Genomic DNA, 21,574 nt, shown 5'->3' with positions numbered 1-21,574 from the left:
TTTAATTTATTATATTTTACCAATTCGCTTTAAAATTATTCAACATGAGTATTTTTGTATCAGCTGGAAGCAACAAGTTGGAGATTTTATTGTTAGGCATGATATAGTCAGCGAGAATGGTTTTTATCCTAATAGTGTCTTTATTATAATATTTTAAGAGTCAATATTCGGATCAAGAGCCTGTTATTAATAATTATGCGGAGGCTAATTTGGAAACAGGAATGATTATTTCACTAGCATTATATTTTGTTGTAATGTTGGGTATCGGACTATATGCATATAAGCAATCTACTGGCGATGTATCAGGTTACATGTTAGGTGGACGAAATCTATCACCAAGTGTTGCTGCACTATCTGCAGGTGCATCTGACATGAGTGGCTGGATTTTAATGGGCCTACCTGGTGCGATGTTTGTTACTGGTTTTAGTAGTACATGGATAGCAATTGGTTTGGTGATTGGTGCTTGGTTAAATTACCTGTTAGTTGCACCTAGATTACGTGTGTACACTGAAAAAGCAAATGACTCTATAACAATCCCAGATTACTTCTCAAATCGCTTCAATGATAAGTCAAACTTATTACGTGTTGTATCAGCTGTTGTGATTATAGTCTTCTTTACTCTTTACACGTCATCTGGTGTTGTAGCCGGCGGGAAATTGTTTGAAAGCTCATTTGGTTTAAGTTATGAAGTGGGTTTATACATTACAACGGGTGTCGTTGTTTTATACACTTTGTTTGGTGGTTTTTTAGCGGTTAGCTTAACTGATTTCGTGCAAGGTTGTATTATGTTCATCGCACTGATTCTAGTGCCTACTGTTGCATACTCTTTACTTGAACAACCTCTAGAATCTACTTTACATAGTGTAAATCCAGATATGCTTAACTGGATTGGAGCAGGCTCTGCATTGGGTATTATTTCTGCAATGGCATGGGGTTTAGGTTATTTTGGTCAACCACATATCATCGTTCGTTTTATGTCGGTACGTAGTGTTAAGGATATGCCTAAAGCTCGCCGTATTGGTATGACATGGATGATTGTTGCTGCCCTTGGTGCTGTTGGTACTGGTATATTTGGTGCTGCTTATACTTATGAGAATAATATTGTAGTTGAAGATCCTGAAACGATTTTCCTAATTCTTTCTGAGTTATTGTTCCATCCACTTATTGCTGGCTTTTTACTAGCTGCAATTTTGGCTGCTATCATGAGTACTATCTCATCGCAATTGCTAGTAAGCTCAAGTTCATTGACTGAAGATTTATATAAAACATTTTTACGTAAAGATGCTAGCGACTTTGAATTAGTTACTGTTGGTCGAATTAGCGTTGCATTTGTTGCCCTGTTTGCAATTTATTTAGCGTACGATAGAGATAGCTCTATTTTAGACCTAGTAAGTAATGCATGGGCAGGCTTTGGTGCTGCTTTTGGACCACTTGTATTGTTTAGCCTTTATTGGAAACGTATGAATTTTGCTGGCGCCTTATCTGGTATGTTAGTAGGTGCGTTTACAGTGCTTGTTTGGATTTATGGTCCGTTTACTATTAATGGTGAAAGTTTAAGTAGCTTCATGTATGAAATAGTACCTGGCTTTATTTTAGCGAGTATCGCAATTGTTGTTGTTAGCTTAGTAACAAAAGAGCCAGAGCAAAATATCACTGCTTTATTTGATGAAGTAGAAAAAGAGCTTTAAATAGCAATTACTATTCATTTTAAAATGAGTAGTAAGTAATACCAATCCGCGATAATACTTAATCATTTTGCGGTGCTAAACGTGTTGCTACCGGCGTTAAAAAATTATCATTTAGAACAACTAAATATCAAATTTTTTGCCTAGCTATCAACACGTTTTTCCATCCTCAAAATAGATCACTTAATTAAGCGAATTGGTATAATAAAAAAGGGAGCAACTAAGTTGCTCCCTTTTTTATTTAGTTTGTCCCGTCCGAGGAGAGGGCAATCTACGAGTTAACTTGCTTTTTTATCGTTGTTATCTTCAATTGATGCAACGTTATCTGACTTTTTACTTTTTGCTGGCGCTTTGGTAACAACTGGATCTTTGCCGCCCTTTAATATGGTCATAAAGTCATCTTTGCTTTTCGCTATTTCTAAAGCAAGTGATTCAATTTGTTGCTCACTAAGCGGTACGTCTACCTTTTCTAGCATTAGCTCAAGTGATTCTGCTATATCGAGCATCTTGTCATAAGCATCAGCTTCTTTTTTGGTAGTAAACGTCATACGCTCGACTCCGTTTCGTTCTACAACATATTTAACAACAACAGCCATGATTTCTCCTGCAAAATTGCTTGGCACCGTGGTTTGTAAAAACCATTAGATTACTGTTTTTATGTACAGTAATGGTTTGGGCGTAAATTTGCAAGCGCGAAGTATTAATTTTTAGGTGTCTTAAATTTGACAAAAAACGGTAACTTTACTTTAGTTAAGCAATCACTTGTTGTACCAGCTGCATTTTCAGGATTTCGGATCATAGTGATAATGCGTTTAGGTACACTTTAAATGATGAGCTTTTCAGTTCCTTACTTTTTGGTTTTCCTGAGCAACATTCAAAATTAAGAAAAGAAGAATAGGGACAAGTTTGATGAAAACGTTAAAAAATTTATTCATAATAAGCTTATTATGCTTACTACCTGCAACTACCGTATATGCACAATTATCGGAAGTAACTAAGCAAATGCCTCAAGTTGAGACAATTAGTATAAATAATGCTGATGCAGATATGCTTGCTAAGCTACCGGGTATAGGTAAGAAAAAAGCGCAGGCAATTGTGGATTACCGTGAAGAAAACGGCGAATTTAAAAGCGTTAGTGATTTATCGCAAGTTAAAGGAATTGGTAAAAAACTATTAGCCAAATTAGAGGGGAAAATTTCACTTTAATAGCAGTAGATAACAATCAGGGCGCTATGCGCCCTGATTAAATTGTTTTAATGCATCGCTTAAGTGTTTTTTAGCAAAGTTGATTTCAATAGGTGTTGTTAAAAGTGGGTAGCAAAGTCCGCCGAGTATCAAAAACGGGATTAATATCCAACCTTTAAATACCGTGAATATTAAAAATAGTGGACTTAGTAATATTAATTTAATAATACGCAGTAACACTTTATCAGTTGGCGATAACATACTTAAAGAAAGTGCTATTACGTCTTGGCGCTTGCGTACTTTTAGATGTTTAAGCTCATCTAATTGGCTTGAAAAAAATGTAAACATATCAAATCGACTTTTTAATTAATAAACGGCCAATAACTATAATAAATAGTGTTAGTGAGAAAATCCCAAATATAATTTCCATCCAAGCAGGCATGCTCAAACCAACAAACTGCCAATCTATATTTCCACAATCCCCGGTCGCCTGAAAAAAGCTAGGTATCCATTCATGTAACGGCATAAACGACGGAAAGTTTGGTTCAAACTCACAGCTAAATGCAAAAGGGTCTGTGGTGGTTTGCATATCAATATGCTCGCGAGCAATTAAATATCCCCAAACACTCGATACACCCCAAATTACATACGCTAATATACGAACTGCTTTGCTCTGTGGTTTAGTCGAACCTACGATTCCTGCGCCTAATAGACCCAGTACGGCTGTACGTTGATATATGCACATTATGCAAGGCGCCAATCCCATTTGGTATTGAAAGAAAAGGGCGGTCACTTCAAGTAAAAAAACGATAGCTGTAAATAAAAGCCACGGGGTACGTTGGGTGGGTAATTGGGCAAGCCAGTTCATAAAAATTCCGCGTTTAAATAAGACGTTAGATTATGACCTAGGATAATGTATGCGGCAACAAAAAGGAAAAAAAAGCTACCGAAGTCGCTTTTTATAAGATGAAATTATTGACCACTCAATGCAGCCTCAGCAGAGGCTACATGACGCTCTACTTAGTTCCCATTGATACATAAGCTTAGTTATATCGCTTACTTATACTACATGGTACATTGCCTAATCAATTCTTTAAAGTTGCGGTTAGAACGCTCTGTTGCATAGGTGTTCCTTTTTAATGTACTTATGTGTTTTAAGTTGATTAAGCTAGGTATGGTGTAAATAAAAAATACCAATAATTACAATGTACCTACAATGAATATTGCTCTGTATATTTATACATTGTAGCTATATTAGAAAAACCTAAATTTTATTATTTATTATTTATTAATCTTTAATTTCTACTCATTTGCTTATTAATATACCTGACTTTACTTGTTAGTTATGCTTCGTCTGGTACAATCAGTCAGTTATTCGTGTAAAACGATGAGTGTTGATTAATTCGAGTGGGAACTGGATGAGAATTTTTAAAGCGAAAAGCCCAGCAGGATTTGCTGAAGAATATATAGTTGAATCTATTTGGAACGGCGATTTCCCTCCAGGTTCAATTCTACCTGCCGAGCGAGAACTTTCAGAGTTAATTGGTGTAACAAGAACGACCTTGAGAGAAGTATTACAGCGTTTAGCACGTGATGGTTGGTTAACAATTCAGCATGGTAAACCAACAAAAGTAAATAACTTTTGGGAAACGTCTGGCTTAAATATTCTTGAAACACTAGCGCGCTTAGATGAAGACAAGATGCCTGAGCTGACAGATCAGCTTTTATCTGCACGTACTAATATTAGTGCTATTTATACACGTGCTGCAATTAAGTTAAATCCTGAACGTGTAATTGAAATTTTATCACAAAGTCATGAGCTAGAAGATACTGCGCAGGCATTTGCTGACTACGATTACAAAGTTCATCATGAATTAGCCGTTGCGGGTAATAACCGTATTTATGTATTAATACTCAACGGTTTTAGAGGCTTTTATTCAAAGATTGGTTGTCATTACTTCTCTGATGCTGGAACTCGTGAACTTGCTCGTCAGTTTTATAAAGATTTAACAATCTTGGCAGAAAATAAAGAGCACGATGGTGCTATTTCGATGATGCGTAAATACGGTCATCAAACAGGTGAGATTTGGCAAAAAATCCGAGGCGATATGCCCTCAGATATAATGGATTAAATTTAAACGAGAAGCCTGCATTTGCAGGTTTTTTTGTACCTGTAAAAATTAATACCACATTATATGAATTTTTAAACAATTTAATGTATTAACCCTTCTTCAGTAACGTCAAAAGTTCTATCTAATTACAACGCAATTTACACTTCAAAATAGACCTATTATTCAAGCAGATTAATGCAAGTTGTAAGTGTTCGTTATTTTCGATTGCTCACATCGTTAAATGCGATTGTTCTTTTGTAGTGAATAACTTTAGAATGCCAATTAATTATATGTGTGCGCTATTGGTTTTTAATTTTTAGCGCCCATATAAGTACCAGCATTGCGAAAGCAATTGAAAACAAACTCAAAATATTTGGAGAATAAAATGGGTGTATTAGTAGGCCGCCAGGCACCAGACTTTACCGCTGCAGCTGTTCTTGGTAACGGTGAAATTGTAGATAGCTATAACCTTCATGAAACAATTAAAGGTAAAAAAGCAGTTATCTTCTTTTACCCACTAGATTTCACGTTTGTATGTCCTTCTGAACTTATTGCATTTGATAAGCGTTTTGAAGAGTTTCAAAAGCGTGGCGTAGAAGTAATTGGTGTTTCTATCGATTCACAATTCTCACATAACGCATGGCGTAACACTGCTGTTGCAGACGGCGGTATTGGTAAAGTTCAATACGCACTAGTTGCAGATGTTAAACACGAAATTTGTAAAGCGTATGACGTTGAGCATCCAGAAGCAGGTGTTGCATTTCGTGGTTCATTCTTAATCGACGAAGAAGGCAATGTACGTCACCAAGTAGTGAACGATTTACCACTAGGTCGTAACATCGACGAAATGCTTCGCATGGTTGACGCGCTAGCGTTCCACACTGAGCACGGTGAAGTATGTCCTGCTGGTTGGACTGAAGGTAAAAAAGGTATGGACGCAAGCCCTGAAGGCGTTGCTAAGTTCTTATCTGAAAACGAAGGCGAGCTATAATTTAGCCCTTAGTTTTAAATAAAAAAACCGCCAATTGGCGGTTTTTTTGTGTCTTTAATTAGAAAGAAAAACTTACTTTAGTGTACAAGTAGCGGCCACGAGGGTTATGCACAGCTGATGCATAACCGTATAAATCGCCATCGCCATCACCAATTGCAAATGGTGGCTCTTCATCAAATAAGTTATTAACACCTAAAGATATTTTAGCTGACTCAGTAATACGGTACGACGTTTGTAAATCAACAAGCGTTTGCGAGTCAATCATACGTGAAGTATTGCTATCAAAGTCTAAATTGCCATCAAAGTCGATATCAGGCGTATCTTCAAATTCACCTACATAACTGATATTTACATTGGTGTTAAACTCACCAATTTCCCAGTTGGTTGAGAAAATAAAGCGATGCTCTGGGTAGCCATATTCACCCGTGTAATCACGACCATCTTTTTCAAACTTATCTTGATATGCCCACTCTAGATTGAATTTAAGTAAACCTAAGTCATCAAGAGAGTGGTTATAGTTTGCTGAAACATCAACACCAGACACTTCTTGCGATGATAAATTTTTAAATGTGCTGTGTATTTTTTGTATTGTGCCTAAGCTTGCTCCGCCTGTAGGAGCTAAACGAACACATACGGTACTATTTTGGTTACCACATTCTGCAGCATAAATAGGACCAAATTCTTCTTCATCGATTTTATTATCTTGAGTAATGCTCCATACATCAACACTTAAACCAAACTCAGCTGTTGGTGCCCAGATAACGCCCACGTTCCATGATTCTGACTCTTCTGCTTGTAAATCAGGGTTACCAGAGAACTCAATGTTGTAATCAAGTGCTTGGCAATCTAATCCTGTTTGTTCACAGCGCTGTGTATCAACAAAAAATTGGCTTTTTTGTGATGGACCTAAGCCTATTTGCGCTAATGAAGGCGCTCTAAAGCCTTGCGCCCAAGAACCACGAACCGTTACTTCATCAGTCGGTGCCCAGCGCAGAGCTATTTTTGGATTTGTAGTTGTACCAAAGTCGCTATAATCATCGTAACGACCGGCTAATTGTAGTTCGAGGTTTTCAGCAAGTGGGATTGAGAACTCAACATATGCAGCGTATTGTTCACGATCAGCAGAAGCTGATACTGATTCAGTACCAAATATTAAGCCACGTTGAAATTGATCATCAGGGATATCATTTACATCTTCTTCACGGTACTCAATACCGGCGGCCATCATTACAGCTTCGCCACCAAAACTAAACGCTTCACCTGTAATGTTAGCGTCAAAAGAGGTCATATGAGACTCACCGCGACGCACTAAGCTGGTTGTGATTCTGTCAATTACAGCTGGGTCGTTATATGTGCCACCGAATGGATTATAGTTACCGGCATCAATTTCTTGTTGTAAGAAATCGGTGCGTACCCAGCCTTGTGTACGATCGCCTGTTTGTAGTGATTTGCTGCGACCTTTTTGTACCGCTGTCTCCCAGCTCCAATCGTTTATTTCGCCTTTTAACCCTGCAACAAAGCGTAAGGTGTCTGACTCAATGTCCCATTGGCGAGCGCCTGCATCTACTGTACGGTAACGACCAATTTGAATGTCTTCACCAAATGGATTGTTTGGGTGATTAGCGGGTACCGTAAGGCCTGCATCTTCATCAAGTGGTGTTGGTGCACCTGCAGCGACAGAGCTGTTATGTTGAACAGCCATTTCTAAAAAGCCAGTAATGCCGTTATCAAAGCGGTATTCAAATTGTGAAATAGCGCCTACACGCTCAGATGCTGGGGCAACATATCCATATGGGCCGTAATCAAATAAACAGCTACCACTTGAAGTTGCATTTTCAGCAGGACAGGCAGGGTCGATTGTTTTAACGCCATCCACATAAAAGTAGCCTGGGAAACCACGAGATGAACGGAAATCTTCACCACCATAAGGTGCTTGGTTTGCAGTGCCAAGGCTGCCCATTTCATCAGAAGAAAGAGATGTGTTTTTAAAGTAATCGATAATAACAGATGCACTACTTTTTTCGCTTGTTGTACCCCAAACTAGGCTTGCTGTTGTTTCTTCATAATTTGGACCATCTGTACCACCATAGCCTAGATTAATCTCAACACCATCAATATCTTTCTTTAAGATAACGTTAACTACACCCGCTACTGCATCTGAGCCATAGATAGCTGAAGCGCCATCTTTTAGTATGTCGATACGCTCAATAGCAGAAACAGGAATACTGTTAATATCTACAAATGAGTTGGTGATACCTTCAGCAAAGGCACTAATTGATACACGGCGACCATTAATTAATACCAGTGTTGCATCGGCTCCTAAGCCACGTAAGCTTACTGCAGCTGAACCGTTAGCGGTTGAATCTTGGTTGTTACCACGAGTAGAGAAAGTACCGCTACCTGCTACAGGCATTCTTTCTAGAAGTTGCTGTAAATTATCGTAACCCATGTTTTCGATTTCAGCTCTACCGATTGATTGTACCGGAGAAGGCCCTTCAATATCAGTTCGCTTAATACGAGAACCAGTAACCTGAATTCGCTCTACTTTTTTAGCTTCTTCTGCTGCGTAGGCTGTTGTTGTAAAACCTGCTGATAATGCGAGTGTTGCGCCCACAATAATGCTTGGTGTAAATGCAGTTGATTGCTTCATCCTTAAGTCCTTGTTGATATATTATAAAATTATTTGCTTAACAAGCGCGGGTATTAATATCATGTAACTTAAGTGTTAGCAATTAGCTTAATTTGTGATTTAAGTATTAGTTTTAATGCTTTTTTGTGGGTTTTATGACCTTATTTATACTTTGTTTTCTAGGTGAAACTAAGCGTGAATAGGACATAGGGTTAATAATTGTTATATAGCTAGATGAAGCCATGTGTGGAATAGCTAATGATTAAAATAATTTGTAATAATTTATTTCTATAAATTAAAACTTATGTTTGTTTTTCTGCTTTTAATTTATTCAATTATGTAATACCAATTCGCAGTAATACTTAATCAATTTGAGGGGTTAAAGCTGATGCTAAAGGCATTGAAATTTTCTGATTTACGACTGCTAGATACAGGAGGTGGGGTAATGCAGGAGTAATTGCTGATAATGGCTAAGTAATACCAACCTGCATAAATCTTTGATCAATTTAACGAATTAAATTGCACTATAACGTCGTTAAAAATTTTTTATTTAGAACAACTAGATATAAAAATTTTTGCCTAGTTCTAGCGTAATTTTCTTAACGTTAAATAGACCCCATATATAAGCAGATTGGTATAACAAGTTTTGTCTTGTTATCGATACGATTTTCTTATTTCAAAGTAGATTATTTAATTAAGAGAATTGGTATTATTTGAGCTTTTATATAGGTGAAATTAAAAACGCCTAATAAATTAGGCGTTTTTAATTATGCTTTATGCTTCATTAAGCGTTCTTTTTCACGCGACCAGTCTTTATCTTTACCGTCTTCGCGTTTGTCGTGTAATTTCTTACCTTTTGCCAAATGAAACTCAAGTTTTACCCAGCAGTTTTTCCAGTACATCGCTGTAGCTATTAAAGAATAGCCATCGCGCTCTGTAGCACCGAATAAACGGTCAAGTTCGCGTCTGCTTAATAGCAATTTACGATAACGTAGCGGGTCGCAAATTACGTGGGTCGATGCACTTATAAGTGGCTGAATTTGACTGCCAAGTAAAAATGCTTCGCCATTTTTAAGATGAATATAAGTTTCTGTGATATTTACTTTACCAGCTCGGATACTTTTAACTTCCCAGCCTTGTAGTTCAACACCCGCTTCAAACTTATCGTGTAAAAAATACTCATGTCGCGCTTTTTTGTTTAGCGCGATGGTATTACTTGTCGATTTTGATGAATTTTTCTTAGCCATAGTGCCCTATAATATACGTAATGTGAGATGTTTTACATCGATTTTTTTAATAATGCTTTTAAAAATTTAGCTTTAATTTAAGCCGCATGAAAATTTGGGGAAACGCGCAAAGCTTGCTAAAATTCGCCCACACAGTTGGGAGTGAGTATGCCACAAATAGAAAAAAGTGCGCTGGTTATGTACAGCACTAAAGAGATGTTTGATCTAGTTAATGATGTAGAAGCTTATTCACAGTTTTTACCAAATTGCTCAGACTCAAAAATTGTTTCACAGCACGATAATAACATGACCGCGAGTTTAGAAATATCTAAGGCGGGTATAAAAAAGTGGTTTACCACCGAAAACACCTTTGTTGATGAGCAAACCGTGTTACTGCGCCTTGTTGATGGTCCGTTTAAGACGTTAAAAGGGCGCTGGCATTTTCAAGAGCTTGACGCCAAAGCATGTAAGGTTCATTTGCACCTAGAGTTTGAATTTTCAAGTAAGTTAATAGAGCTTGCCTTTGGAAAAATTTTTAACGATGTAGCAAAAAATATGGTGAGTGCATTTACTCAACGTGCAAAACAGGTTTATGGAGCGCGAGTATGATTAATGTTGAAGTGGTCTTTGCATTACCGACCACGGCCACGTGTTTATCAATTGAAGTGCCACAAGGGACTACAGTCGAGCAAGCTGTTATTCAGTCAGGTATTATAGAAAAGTGCCCAGAAATAGATGCCACATCGCTAACGTTAGGTGTGTGGAATCGAACTGTAAAAGCTAACTATGAATTAAAAGACGGTGACCGTATAGAAATATACCGTCCATTAATTGCAGATCCTAAAGATGCCCGCAGAAAACGTGCAGAAAAAGCAAAAGAAGAGGGGCGTGCAAATAAAATAACGGGTGGTCGCCCACTCGAGAAGTAATACCAATCGGCATAAACTTCGAACAATTTAACAGATTAAATCACACGCTAACGTCGTTTAAAATGGTAAAAGCTTTTTAAGTAAACCAATAAAAAAGGTGAGCCATGCTCACCTTTTTTACTACCTGAGACGTTTATTGCTCTAGCGGTGTAGTAAAGTTTTCAGGTTGGTCATAATCACCTGAGATTGAAACTAACTTTTCATTTTCAAAGTTAATTACTAACTCTTTATTTTGTTCGTTTTTACGGCCTTTATTAAAGCTGTAAATATAGCGCCAAGTATTGTTATCAAAGGCGTCCTCGGCAATAGGTCTACCTAATACATAAACAACTTGCTCTCGGGTCATATTTACACGAAGTTTTTCAACATCCGATTGCTCTAAAAAGTTGCCTTGTGGAATGTTAATTCGGTATACCCAGCTAGAGCAACCTGCTGCTGAGCTAAGTGTTAAAGCGACGATAAGCCAAAGAGAAAAAGTTTTTAACGACTGCATTGTTAGTTGTGATCCTTATTTTTTATAATCTGCATGATACCGATTAGTCACTGAAGGTAAAACCCTTTTAAGCAATTGTTTTATGTTAAGGGCATTAAGGTAATGTTTTGACCACTGATAATGAAAAAAGTTTACAGCATATTGAAACGAATATTTTAAAAACTGAGTCTACTTGGTTTTTATATATAGTTGAAACACGATTTGGTCATTGGTACACAGGGATCACGACTAATGTTGAAAAACGCTTTGCAACTCATCAAGCTGGTAAAGGGGCTAAAAACCTTAGAGGAAAAGGGCCTCTTTTACTTATCCATCAACAACAAGTAGGTAATAAAAGTGAAGCAAGTAAGCTTGAGTATCAATTAAAAAAGCTCCCTAGAGCTAAAAAGGAAGCGTATGTTTCAGCATTTAATACTGGCGATAGCAAAAGTACTTAGTTTGTGTAAATTAAGCATATTCGTTATGAGCAAAAACTATCTTCGAATATAGTTTTTGCTCATAGCTGGCGTGTAATATTAGAGCTGCTTAGCGATGCTTTTCAAAGGTAGCTACAAGCGCATCAAGTGTTTGTGCACTGTTGGCTAAGTCGCGAATCGCTTGCTCTGTATTGATTTGTTCGCTCATTGCTTTATCGCTAATTTCGCTAATTTGCTCAATATTACGACTTACATCGGCAACCACATTACTTTGCTGCTCAGTTGCAGTCGCTATAAGCGTAGCCATATCGTTTATTTGATTTGCTGTTTCGGTTATCGTATCAAGTAATTCAACAGAGCTTTGCATTGCACCAACGCTTTGCTGAGCTTTATCTTTCGATTGGCTAATATCATTAACTACATCATCAGATATTTTTGTAAGCTCTTCAATCATAGATTGAATTTCGGTGGTTGATTGCGATGTACGGTTTGCCAGTGCACGTACTTCATCAGCAACAACAGCAAAGCCGCGTCCGTGTTCACCTGCGCGAGCAGATTCAATTGCAGCATTTAAAGCAAGTAGATTAGTTTGATCCGATATGCCTCTAATTGAGTCAACAATACTTGCTATATCAACCGTTTTTTTAGAAAGCAAAGTAACTTGCTCTGTTATGCCATCAATATCGCTGGCAAGGGCTGATATAGTTGCTTGGCTTTGGAGCACTTGTTTGTGACTTTGAATGGTGTTTTCGCGACTGTTATCGGTTAACTTTGCTGTATTTGCTGCGCTTTGCGCTATTTCTTGTACTGTAGCGCCCATTTCGTTGATTGCTGCTGCGACAGATATTGTTTGCTCTTTTTGGTTGTCTATTGCTTGAGAGTTTCGTTTTGCTTGTTCAAATACATGATCAGAACTTTGACGTATATCGTGGCTTTCACTTGCAACCTGAGTAATGGCTGTTTCTATTTTATTAATAAACTGATTAAAGCCATTACTTAGATTGTTAAGCTCTGGTTGGCTCGATTCTGGTAAGCGGTACGCTAAATTTGCATCGCCTGAGCCTAGGCGTGAAAATAACTCAGCCATTTTAGAAAGTGGAGATGAAAGTGAGCGAGCAAGCAAATAACTGATTAAACTCGCAACCAATGCTGTAATTACCGTAAAAGTAAATATTTGCCATTGGAGGGTGTTTACGCTTGCGAAAACTTCACTTTTTGGCACTTGAGCTACAACATATAAATCGGTGTTTTTAATAGGCATAGCAGCTACAAGTGTCGGTTCGCCATTTAAATTAATTTCCTCTAGTGCAAAGCCATTACTATTAAATAGTTGGCTGTGGATATTTGCAGTATACAAATCATCAATATTTGCTTTAGCTACTTTACTTGCATCTTTATGAAGCTGAATCAATCCATTTTTATCTGCAATGAATACAAAGCCTGTTTGCTCAATTTTAAATTGCTGTAATAGCTTTTGCATATCAGTGATGCTTTTTGCAAGACCTGCTAAACCAGTACCATTGGCCTGCTGATGGTTTACAAACATTTTCACATCATTGGCTGACTCTTGATAAATACTGATAGAGTAAGGTTGTTTTGATTGCTTAAAAGCAAAGAACCAGCCATCGGCTGCATCGTTTTTTAACACACGCAAAAACCCATTCTGGTTCCAGTACTGTGCAGTGTCTCTATTTGCCCAAGATGCTGTGGCTAAATCGTATTGCTGGGCAACGCGATTTAATTCTTTTAATAGTAATGTATCGTCTTGGTTGTTTGATTGAGCCCATTGTAAAATAAATTCGTTTGATGATAGTTGCTGAGCAGCACCGAGTAACTCGTTGATTTCACCGCCTATGTGATTGCTGATTGTTTGCAGTTTACTAGGGAGCTCTGACTCAATCATACGTCGCTCAATAATATCCTCTGAGCTGTGTAGGGAAGTCAAACCAATCAGTGCGGCTACGCATATAGCAATAACACTGCCTAAAGCTGTGATTTTTTGAGTGATCGAAAGATTTTGTATCGTCATGATATTAATTAATTTTACAACTAAATAGAAAAACATATTAGCACATTATTTATTTGGAACTAAATATTGGCTAAGCAGAATAGGCAAAGATATACCAGATTGGTTAAAGTTTTATTAACAGGCATAAAAAAGCCCACATGCAAAAAGCATACGGGCTTGGTTTCTAACAAGCGAAACATTTATTGTTTAGGGTTAAACAATCTTTTTCATTGCTGACATGTAGCCACGTAATTTAGCACCTACTTTCTCAACTGGGTGTTCGCGCAATGCAGCGTTAATTTGAATTAATGTTTGGTTATCAACTTGGTTACTGTGCTCGCCAAGACCTTTACCGATAATGTCTGTATCAACGTTTTTCATAAAATCAGCAAGTAATGGTAAACATGCATGGTTATATAAATAACAGCCGTATTCTGCAGTATCAGAGATAGTACGGTTCATTTCAAAAAGCTTTTTACGCGCAATAGTATTGGCGATTAATGGCGTTTCGTGTAATGACTCGTAGTAAGCTGACTCTTCGATAATGCCTGCTGCTGTCATGGTTTCAAATGCAAGTTCAACACCTGCTTTAACCATTGCTACCATTAAAATACCGTTATCAAAAAATTCTTGTTCAGAGATTTCTACATCGCCAGCAGGGGTCTTTTCAAAGTTAGTTTCTGCTGTTTCTGCGCGCCATTTAAGTAAGTTTACGTCATCGTTATTCCAGTCTTCCATCATAGTGCGTGAGAAAGTGCCGTCGATGATGTCATCTTGATGCTTATTATAAAGCGGGCGCATAATTAGTTTTAGCTCTTCACTTAGTTCAAACGCTTTTACTTTTGCTGGGTTTGAAAGGCGGTCAAGCATGTTAGTTACGCCGCCGTACTTAAGTGCTTCGGTAATTACTTCCCAGCCGTATTGAATTAGTTTTGATGCATAACCCGCATCAACGCCTTTTTCTATCATTTTATCAAAACATAAAATAGAGCCAGTTTGTAACATGCCACATAAAATGGTTTGCTCGCCCATTAGGTCAGACTTAACCTCAGCAATAAATGATGATTTAAGTACACCTGCACGATGTCCGCCAGTACCCGCTGCATACGCTTTAGCTTGTGCTAAACCAAGACCTTGAGGGTCATTTTCAGGGTGAACTGCGATCAGAGTTGGTACACCAAAACCGCGTTTGTATTCTTCACGTACTTCAGAACCAGGACACTTAGGTGCAACCATGATTACAGTAATGTCTTCACGTACTTGCATGCCTTCTTCAACGATATTAAAACCATGAGAGTAAGCAAGTGTAGAGTCTTTTTTCATAAGTGGCATAATTGCACTTACTACAGCGGTATGTTGTTTATCTGGCGTTAAGTTAAGTACTACGTCAGCGGTAGGAATTAATTCTTCATAAGTACCAACAGTAAAGCCGTTTTCAGACGCATTTAAAAATGATTGGCGACGCTCAGAAATAGCTGAAGCACGTAATGTGTAAGAAACATCTAAACCAGAGTCACGTAAGTTTAAGCCTTGGTTTAAACCTTGTGCGCCACAGCCTACAATAACTAGTTTTTTACCTTTAAGTGCGTCAACGCCATCGGCAAATTCGCCTGCGTCCATAAATTCACATTGCGCTAATTGCGCTAATTGCTCGCGTAAAGGTAAGGTATTGAAATAATTCGCCATTGTTAGTGTCCTATAAAGTCATGTTTGTTAGATGCGCAAGGTTTGTTGCGCTTACAAACACCATATGTAAAATCGTTGCTTGCGTAAAATGATATATTTGAATTAAAGTGTTTCATAATATGAAATACTGGGTTTGGCATGGATCATAAACATTTAAACTACTTTTTAGCACTGGCTAAAACACTTCATTTTGGACGCGCAAGCGAGCTTTGTCATATAAGCGCACCCACTTTGAGCCGCAATATAAAACACTTAGAAGAAGAGGTAGGTGTTGCATTATTTGTACGCGATAACCGCAGTGTTAAATTAACGCGTGAGGGTGAGTCGTTTATTGATTACGCCACAGCAACGCTTGCTAATTGGCAGCGTTTTAAAACGAATGTGAAAGACCCACAACAACATATTTACGGCAAAGTAAGTATCTATTGCTCGGTTACTGCATCTTATAGTTTTTTACATCAAATATTAGAGCAACTTCGTGCGCAGCATCAGTATATAGAAATAACATTAAATACAGGCGACCCTGCACTTGCTATAAATCGTGTATTAGATGGGCACGAGCTAATGGCTATTGCAGCTAAGCCAAATAAGTTACCGGCGCAAATTGCTTTTGTAGATATAGGGCATTCTCCACTTTTATTAATTGGACCAAAAATTCAATGCCCGATCACACAAAAACTAACGCAGAATGGTGATGACATTAATTGGTCTGATTTAGAATTTATAGTGCCAGAACAAGGTTTTTCTCGCCAAAGGTTAGAACACTGGTGGCGCAAAAATAATATTCACGGGAAAATTTACGCACAAGTTGCTGGGCACGAAGCAATGGTATCTATGGTGAGCTTAGGATTAGGTGTCGCAATGGTCCCTAAAATAGTGCTAGATAACAGCCCGCTGCAAGATAAAGTACAAATACTAACACCAAAAATGCAAGCGCCTGATGGGTTTGATATTGGTTTGGCAGTATTAAGGAAAGAGTTAAATGACCCTGCAATCAGTGCTTTGTGGAATATTGCGCAAACTTTAGATGCAAAAGCGATTTAATGCGCGCAGAGAATAAGCAAGTTAGTTAAATAGTATGAATATAGGTTGCGTATAAGTTTACTATTACTTAACATTGAGCGCTAATAATAAAAACAATGACGCTTGAGAGTTTATTTATGAACCACGCCGTATCACTTGCTCATTCTGCTCAATGCCTAAAAAAGGCGATTCCTTTGATGGTAAAATACCGAATGCCGGTTACACCCATCAACTATGCAATTTGGTACTGTTATATTCAAGGAAACAAACCTTCATTAAATGCTGAGTTAGACCATGTTATTGCTCTGCAACAAACATGTTCACAAGACAAAGCAAAAGAAATTTTTGATAAACATTTAACGCAAGACGATCTCGTTTTTTTTCAAGAAATGACTGAAAAATTTCATACAACTATGGAGCAAGTTCAGCAAGATATAAGCACAACGCTTGATCACTCTAAAAGCTTTACGACGAGTTTAGTTGACTCACAAAATGAATTAAATATGCTTGTTGATGTAAACTCTTACAATGAGATACTAGGTTGTGTTGAGCGTTTAACCGACGATTCTATTGCAATGCAAGATTATGCTCGGGAGTTTCAGACTAAATTAGCCGTTGCCTACAATGAAATAAAAGATTTAAAAGAAGCACTCAATATTTCAAAGGAAGCAGCCGATACCGACACGCTTACGGGTTTTTATAATCGAGGTAAGTTTGATTCTGATATTGTAAACTTTTGCCTCGAATACTCAGAGCAAGCGCAAGAAGACTCTCTTGCCGTACTCATTATGTTTGATATTGATCATTTTAAGCGCTTTAACGATGATTTTGGCCATCAAAAGGGTGATGAAGTGCTTAGGCTAGTTGCTAAAAAAGTGAGAGAAAATACAACTGAAGCTGCAAATGTGTATAGATACGGTGGCGAGGAGTTTTGCATAACAGCCTACTTTGACACTATTAACGATATAATAGCATTTGCAGATTGTATTCGTTTAGCAATAGCAAAATTGGCGATTCGTAAAAAGCATGATGTAACTGCAAAACGTGCTATTTCAGCAAGTTTTGGCTTAGCAATTTTACGGCCATTTACAAATAGTACTGTTTTAGTTGAGCGTGCAGATAGAGCCTTATACATTGCCAAAACACATGGACGAAATCGTATAGAAATAGCCCCTGATATTTAATAAGTGCCAGAGGTTTTTGATTTATTTGGGTTAAAGCCGCTCAATTTAGGGCGATTTAATCCAACTTCAGTTTTGGTAAACAAGCAGGTAAAACCCAATAGAGCTGTAGCGAGTTAGCTCTTAGTAATTTTTTATTTGAATAATTGCATTTGCTACGTTGTGCCTCATTTTCAAAGTATCTTAAAGTACTATTAGTCAAAAACTACACAAGCAACTCAAAGTACAATCCTTAGACACAACTACCTTGAAAGATAAATAGTCCGAAAAGCATAAAGTTAACATTTTTGTATACAAATTGTGAATAATTGTAACCAGCTAGAGCTAGTTTAAAAAGACCTTGCTAGTATGGGGAACTCACTTATTTTGATACTTTGATTTACGCTGATGCGGTATGCCTTCTCATTATTAACAGCTCTATGTTTTAGCACTTTGTTTATTTGCCTTTCGGTGCAAGCAACACAGGCAAGCAAGCATGCTGACGATTATACAGAGCAAGATATAACAACCGATCGTCTGCATTTGAGTTTAAGCGTGGGGGCTGGAGTTATAACCAACCCTTTGCATGGTGGAGATAATATTCCGCTCGTGCTTATTCCTCAAGTTGCGTTTTATGCAGAGCAATGGTTTTTTGATAATGGCCGTCTTGGTTATTCATTTTCGCAAACCCCTAAGCATCACTTTAATCTAGTTGGTGAACTCAACTCTGAGTCTCGCTTTTTTATAGACTGGCATCCTAAAAATGTATTTACACTACAAAGTAGTGCCCTCAACAATCAGTTCGTAATGCAAGATGAAGCCTGGTCCTCTCGCTATGTTGATATTGATAATTTATATAAACGGCAAATTGCACTGGATGCGGGTATTGCATATCACTATGTAAATGAAGACCATGTTTTTTCGGTTCAGGCTCTGCATGATATAACCGATGTTTATCGAGGTGTACGCGCAGCATTACAGTGGCAGTATCATACTGTGATAGGAAAACTCAAAATAAAGCCAACACTTGGAATAAACTATAAATCTGCGGAACTAAATAGCTATTTTTATGGACTTAATGAGGGTGAAACTCAATTTGGCAAAATAGACGTTGGTAGTAGTTGGCAACCTTATGCTAAAATCGACGCCCGTTGGCCACTGAGTAAGGCTGACTCTCTTCGTTTTCATGTAGCATATTACGACTATTCGGCTATGGATGGCAGTCCGCTCTTTGAACGTACTTATTCAATGACTGCATTTATAGGATTCGATCGTACTTTTTAATATGAAGTATTCAATATTAGTTGTCTTTATTACCACTTTTTTTAGTGGTTTTAGTGTGGCACAAACCCCTTTTTTTAGCGTTTCTCCAAAAGTCTGCGTCGTCTCTGAACAGCAGGGTTTTTGCGATCTTGATTTACAATTTAAATGGCAATTAAACACCTACAGTGATGTCTGTTTGTATCAGCAAGAGCAACGGCTTCAATGCTGGGAGCAACAACTTTCTGGGCAATTTAATTATAAAGCGCGTGTTCAGGTGGAGACCATATACTCCTTAATCAATCCTCATACGGGTGTGTTAATAGCAAAAACACAGGTTGAAGTACAAAGCGCCCATGCTAAAAAAAATAGGCGTAGGCTTCGCTCTCCGTGGAGCTTTTTTTAATTTAGGAGCAACTAATGCCAAAAATTTTACTTGTTGAAGATGATCTCGGTTTACAACAACTAACAAAAGATTACCTTGAACATAATGGCCTTGAAGTCGAAGTATTAGACCGTGGTGACGAAGTGTTTAATTACCTAGAAAACAATACACCCGATTTAATGATTTTAGACGTTATGCTGCCAGGTAAAGATGGCTTTAGCGTTTGCCGCCAAGTAAGAGATAAATTTACTCTACCAATTTTAATGTTGACTGCTAAAGGTGAAGACTTCGACCAAGTACTTGGCTTAGAGCTTGGCGCTGATGATTATGTAATAAAACCAGCAGAGCCACGTGTATTACTAGCGCGAATTAATGCATTACTGCGTCGTGGACAACCCATGGTAAAATCAAGCGAAGAGCTCCAGTTTGGTGATTTAGTCATTGATAAAACAAGTCGTATTGTAAAACTAAGTGATTCGGAGATTGTATTAACTTCGCACGAGTTTGAGTTATTATGGCTATTAGCGTCAAATGCGGGTGAAGTACTAAGTCGAGAACATGTGCACCAACATATGATTGGTCGCCAATACGATGGACTTGATAGAACGGTGGATGTACGCGTATCACGAATTCGTAAAAAATTAGGCGACAACAGCGATAAGCCATATCGTATAAAAACTGTATGGGGACAAGGCTACTTATTTGTTTCTGATGCATGGGATCTTTAGAACTATTTAAGGTTAGTCGGCTTTAATGGGAAAACTGTTTACCAGCTTATATTTATATATCATCGTTTCTTTGTTTGTAGTGAGCGGTGTTATAGAGCAATTGTGGCCTTACGAAGAGTCGCAACAGCAGGTCTTCTTAGATGATGAGTTTGGGCAATCACTCTGGTTGCTCTCACAAACTTCAAATGGTCTTAAAAAGTTAAAGCACAACTTTGAAAGTAAAGTGATTGAACGACGTGATTTAATACTCCCTCAAAAACAACAATCGCAGCTCAACCAAAACCACTACTTATACTTATACGATAAGCAACAACGCATTGTTTGGTATGTAGATCTCGGTAATGATTCATTACTTCAAGTAGGACCGGTAGGTGTATTAACGCAGGAATCATCTTCTGTTTGGCCGTATTTATTACTACTTATTATTGTAGGTATACCTGTTGGGCTGTGGAGCTTTTTACTATGGCGCGACTTTGCAAAGCTACGTAAAGCGTGTGAAGCGGTAGAGGGTTTGCAAGACTTTCAACTAAACGACTCTTCTAAGTCTTTCTTTTTACCTATTACTGATACATTAAAGGTAATGCAGCAACGTATTGAGTTTTTACTTAGTGCGCAGCAAGAACTTACCTCATCGGTGTCGCATGAGTTTAGAACACCATTAGCACGTTTAAAGTTTGCAATAGTAATGCTGCAAGAACAAATGCTTGACGAAAAAGGTGAGAAATACCTAACAAATATGCAAACAGACATTAGCGAGCTTGAGTCACTAGTTTCTGAAATGCTTGAATACGCGCGATTAGACTCTCAACAACCTAGTTTACAGCCAATAAACTGTGACTTAGCTGGGCTGGTAAAAACAACTGTTGAAAAGCTAAACTTTGAAGCCCGAACAACGCTCTCTGTAAACCTCCCTGAGCATTTAAATTATTACTGTGATAGTCACTTTATGGCGCGAGTATTTCAAAATTTAATTGGCAATGCGCTCAAATACACTCATAAACAAGTTAAAATTTCATTGCTACAAGAGACAAAACACATCGTATTGATTGTTGAAGATGATGGTGAGGGGATAGCTCCCGCTGAGCGAGAAAATGTATTTAAACCTTTTACTCGACTAGATAAAAGTAGAGGCAAGGATACCGGTGGTTTTGGTTTAGGACTCGCTATAGTTGCTAAAATTGTATCGTGGCACCAAGGAGAGTGTAAAGCAGAAAACTCAAGCTTAGGTGGTGCTAAATTTATTGTATATTTACCCCTCAAATTAAAGACATAAAAAAAGCGCCTAGAGGCGCTTTTTTTGCGGTTAAAAACCAAAATCAACAAGTAGCAATATAATAGACCGCAAGTACTTAAAAAAGTTCTCAACTATTTTTATTTTTTTCAAGTAATGGCATTAACATTTGCTCAAGGCCATTTAGTTTTACCTCATACATCATCGCAAGTTGACTCCCTAGTTTTGAGTCAGGAAACCCTTGCTGATTAAACCAGACTAAATAAGGCTCTGGCAGTAAAAGCAATGGCCGTCCTGCATATTTTCCAAACGGCATTATGGTATTAATAGCTATTTTTAGTTGTTTTGGATCCATAAAAACTACTTATGTATTTAAAGTATGCGTAAGTGTAAGGGATTTTAGAGATATAAAATAGGCTGTGACGGGC

General features: G+C 37.8%; 22 protein-coding genes. 13 read left to right on the top strand and 9 right to left on the bottom strand.

The features are described 5' to 3' along the window. Nucleotides 1–209: 209 nt before the first annotated feature. A complete protein-coding gene (gene putP / locus I6F43_RS03175) occupies nt 210–1,688 on the top strand; it encodes a sodium/proline symporter PutP (RefSeq protein ID WP_101217622.1) in 1,479 nt (492 codons plus the stop codon). Between the two features lie 275 nt (nt 1,689–1,963). Here putP and I6F43_RS03170 read toward each other — a convergent pair whose 3' ends face one another. Then, the gene (locus I6F43_RS03170; RefSeq protein WP_007584105.1) at nt 1,964–2,281 is read right to left on the bottom strand and encodes a YebG family protein; all 318 of its coding nucleotides are present in this window, start codon (nt 2,279–2,281) and stop codon (nt 1,964–1,966) included. 313 nt (nt 2,282–2,594) lie between these two features. On the opposite strand from I6F43_RS03170, the gene I6F43_RS03165 reads away from it, so the two are divergent. After that, entirely contained in the window at nt 2,595–2,891 is a 297-nt protein-coding gene (locus I6F43_RS03165; protein ID WP_024589927.1) for a ComEA family DNA-binding protein, read from the top strand. A 24-nt stretch (nt 2,892–2,915) separates the two neighbouring features. On the opposite strand, the gene I6F43_RS03160 is transcribed toward I6F43_RS03165, so the two are convergent. After that, complete coding sequence (locus I6F43_RS03160; RefSeq protein WP_010553884.1) at nt 2,916–3,218, bottom strand: DUF6170 family protein; 303 nt, start codon at nt 3,216–3,218, stop codon at nt 2,916–2,918. Nucleotide 3,219: 1 nt separating this feature from the next. Next, nucleotides 3,220–3,738: a disulfide bond formation protein DsbB gene (gene dsbB / locus I6F43_RS03155; RefSeq protein ID WP_007584117.1), complete on the bottom strand. Its 519-nt coding sequence runs from the start codon at nt 3,736–3,738 to the stop codon at nt 3,220–3,222. 550 nt (nt 3,739–4,288) lie between these two features. Between dsbB and fadR the strand changes: the two genes are divergently transcribed. After that, on the top strand, nt 4,289–5,002 hold the full coding sequence (fadR, locus tag I6F43_RS03150) for a fatty acid metabolism transcriptional regulator FadR (RefSeq protein ID WP_004335692.1): 714 nt from the start codon (nt 4,289–4,291) through the stop codon (nt 5,000–5,002). 364 nt (nt 5,003–5,366) lie between these two features. Then, nucleotides 5,367–5,972, top strand: coding sequence for a peroxiredoxin (locus tag I6F43_RS03145; RefSeq protein ID WP_007378637.1), 606 nt, complete (start codon nt 5,367–5,369; stop codon nt 5,970–5,972). 58 nt (nt 5,973–6,030) lie between these two features. Here the strand turns inward: I6F43_RS03145 and I6F43_RS03140 are convergent, their stop codons facing one another. Together I6F43_RS03140 and smpB are read right to left on the bottom strand one after the other, a co-directional pair. Next, on the bottom strand, nt 6,031–8,622 hold the full coding sequence (locus tag I6F43_RS03140; protein WP_024608153.1) for a TonB-dependent receptor: 2,592 nt from the start codon (nt 8,620–8,622) through the stop codon (nt 6,031–6,033). Nucleotides 8,623–9,368: 746 nt separating this feature from the next. Further along, nucleotides 9,369–9,848 (bottom strand): SsrA-binding protein SmpB, encoded by a 480-nt coding sequence (gene smpB, locus I6F43_RS03135; protein ID WP_007584119.1) that lies wholly within the window; start codon nt 9,846–9,848, stop codon nt 9,369–9,371. A gap of 147 nt (nt 9,849–9,995) precedes the next feature. Between smpB and I6F43_RS03130 the strand changes: the two genes are divergently transcribed. Continuing rightward, the gene (locus I6F43_RS03130; RefSeq protein ID WP_007584120.1) at nt 9,996–10,436 is read left to right on the top strand and encodes a type II toxin-antitoxin system RatA family toxin; all 441 of its coding nucleotides are present in this window, start codon (nt 9,996–9,998) and stop codon (nt 10,434–10,436) included. After that, nucleotides 10,433–10,756, top strand: coding sequence for an RnfH family protein (locus I6F43_RS03125; RefSeq protein WP_007584122.1), 324 nt, complete (start codon nt 10,433–10,435; stop codon nt 10,754–10,756). Before I6F43_RS03130 ends, I6F43_RS03125 begins: the two co-directional genes overlap by 4 nt. Nucleotides 10,757–10,889: 133 nt before the next feature. Here the strand turns inward: I6F43_RS03125 and I6F43_RS03120 are convergent, their stop codons facing one another. Beyond that, on the bottom strand, nt 10,890–11,249 hold the full coding sequence (locus I6F43_RS03120) for an outer membrane protein assembly factor BamE (RefSeq protein ID WP_004335706.1): 360 nt from the start codon (nt 11,247–11,249) through the stop codon (nt 10,890–10,892). A gap of 107 nt (nt 11,250–11,356) precedes the next feature. Here I6F43_RS03120 and I6F43_RS03115 point away from each other — a divergent pair, with 107 nt between their 5' ends. Beyond that, nucleotides 11,357–11,686 (top strand): GIY-YIG nuclease family protein, encoded by a 330-nt coding sequence (locus tag I6F43_RS03115; RefSeq protein WP_007584123.1) that lies wholly within the window; start codon nt 11,357–11,359, stop codon nt 11,684–11,686. 88 nt (nt 11,687–11,774) lie between these two features. On the opposite strand, the gene I6F43_RS03110 is transcribed toward I6F43_RS03115, so the two are convergent. Together I6F43_RS03110 and ilvC are read right to left on the bottom strand one after the other, a co-directional pair. Further along, entirely contained in the window at nt 11,775–13,694 is a 1,920-nt protein-coding gene (locus I6F43_RS03110) for a methyl-accepting chemotaxis protein (RefSeq protein ID WP_197100940.1), read from the bottom strand. A 192-nt stretch (nt 13,695–13,886) separates the two neighbouring features. Next, nucleotides 13,887–15,359 (bottom strand): ketol-acid reductoisomerase, encoded by a 1,473-nt coding sequence (gene ilvC, locus I6F43_RS03105; protein ID WP_121955330.1) that lies wholly within the window; start codon nt 15,357–15,359, stop codon nt 13,887–13,889. Nucleotides 15,360–15,497: 138 nt separating this feature from the next. Between ilvC and ilvY the strand changes: the two genes are divergently transcribed. The 6 genes from ilvY (at nt 15,498) to I6F43_RS03075 (ending at nt 21,188) form a co-directional block, all read left to right on the top strand. After that, on the top strand, nt 15,498–16,403 hold the full coding sequence (ilvY, locus tag I6F43_RS03100; RefSeq protein WP_007584128.1) for an HTH-type transcriptional activator IlvY: 906 nt from the start codon (nt 15,498–15,500) through the stop codon (nt 16,401–16,403). 116 nt (nt 16,404–16,519) lie between these two features. Then, the gene (locus I6F43_RS03095) at nt 16,520–17,566 is read left to right on the top strand and encodes a GGDEF domain-containing protein (RefSeq protein ID WP_193371818.1); all 1,047 of its coding nucleotides are present in this window, start codon (nt 16,520–16,522) and stop codon (nt 17,564–17,566) included. A 447-nt stretch (nt 17,567–18,013) separates the two neighbouring features. Next, nucleotides 18,014–18,826 (top strand): MipA/OmpV family protein, encoded by an 813-nt coding sequence (locus I6F43_RS03090; protein ID WP_197100938.1) that lies wholly within the window; start codon nt 18,014–18,016, stop codon nt 18,824–18,826. 1 nt (nt 18,827) lies between these two features. Continuing rightward, the gene (locus I6F43_RS03085; protein WP_024594036.1) at nt 18,828–19,208 is read left to right on the top strand and encodes a DUF3019 domain-containing protein; all 381 of its coding nucleotides are present in this window, start codon (nt 18,828–18,830) and stop codon (nt 19,206–19,208) included. Between the two features lie 14 nt (nt 19,209–19,222). Next, nucleotides 19,223–19,915, top strand: a complete 693-nt coding sequence (locus tag I6F43_RS03080) for a response regulator (RefSeq protein ID WP_007584133.1) — start codon at nt 19,223–19,225, stop codon at nt 19,913–19,915. Between the two features lie 25 nt (nt 19,916–19,940). Beyond that, on the top strand, nt 19,941–21,188 hold the full coding sequence (locus I6F43_RS03075) for an ATP-binding protein (RefSeq protein ID WP_024608150.1): 1,248 nt from the start codon (nt 19,941–19,943) through the stop codon (nt 21,186–21,188). 88 nt (nt 21,189–21,276) lie between these two features. Here I6F43_RS03075 and I6F43_RS03070 read toward each other — a convergent pair whose 3' ends face one another. Beyond that, a complete protein-coding gene (locus I6F43_RS03070; RefSeq protein ID WP_007586607.1) occupies nt 21,277–21,501 on the bottom strand; it encodes a DUF3820 family protein in 225 nt (74 codons plus the stop codon). Between the last annotated feature and the right edge of the window lie 73 nt (nt 21,502–21,574).

The sequence above is a fragment of the Pseudoalteromonas sp. NZS71_1 genome (genome assembly GCF_015864305.1).
GTDB classification, from domain to species: domain Bacteria; phylum Pseudomonadota; class Gammaproteobacteria; order Enterobacterales; family Alteromonadaceae; genus Pseudoalteromonas; species Pseudoalteromonas arctica.
The sequence above is the reverse complement of the archived record's forward strand: the minus strand, read 5'-3'. Positions and strand labels throughout refer to the sequence as shown.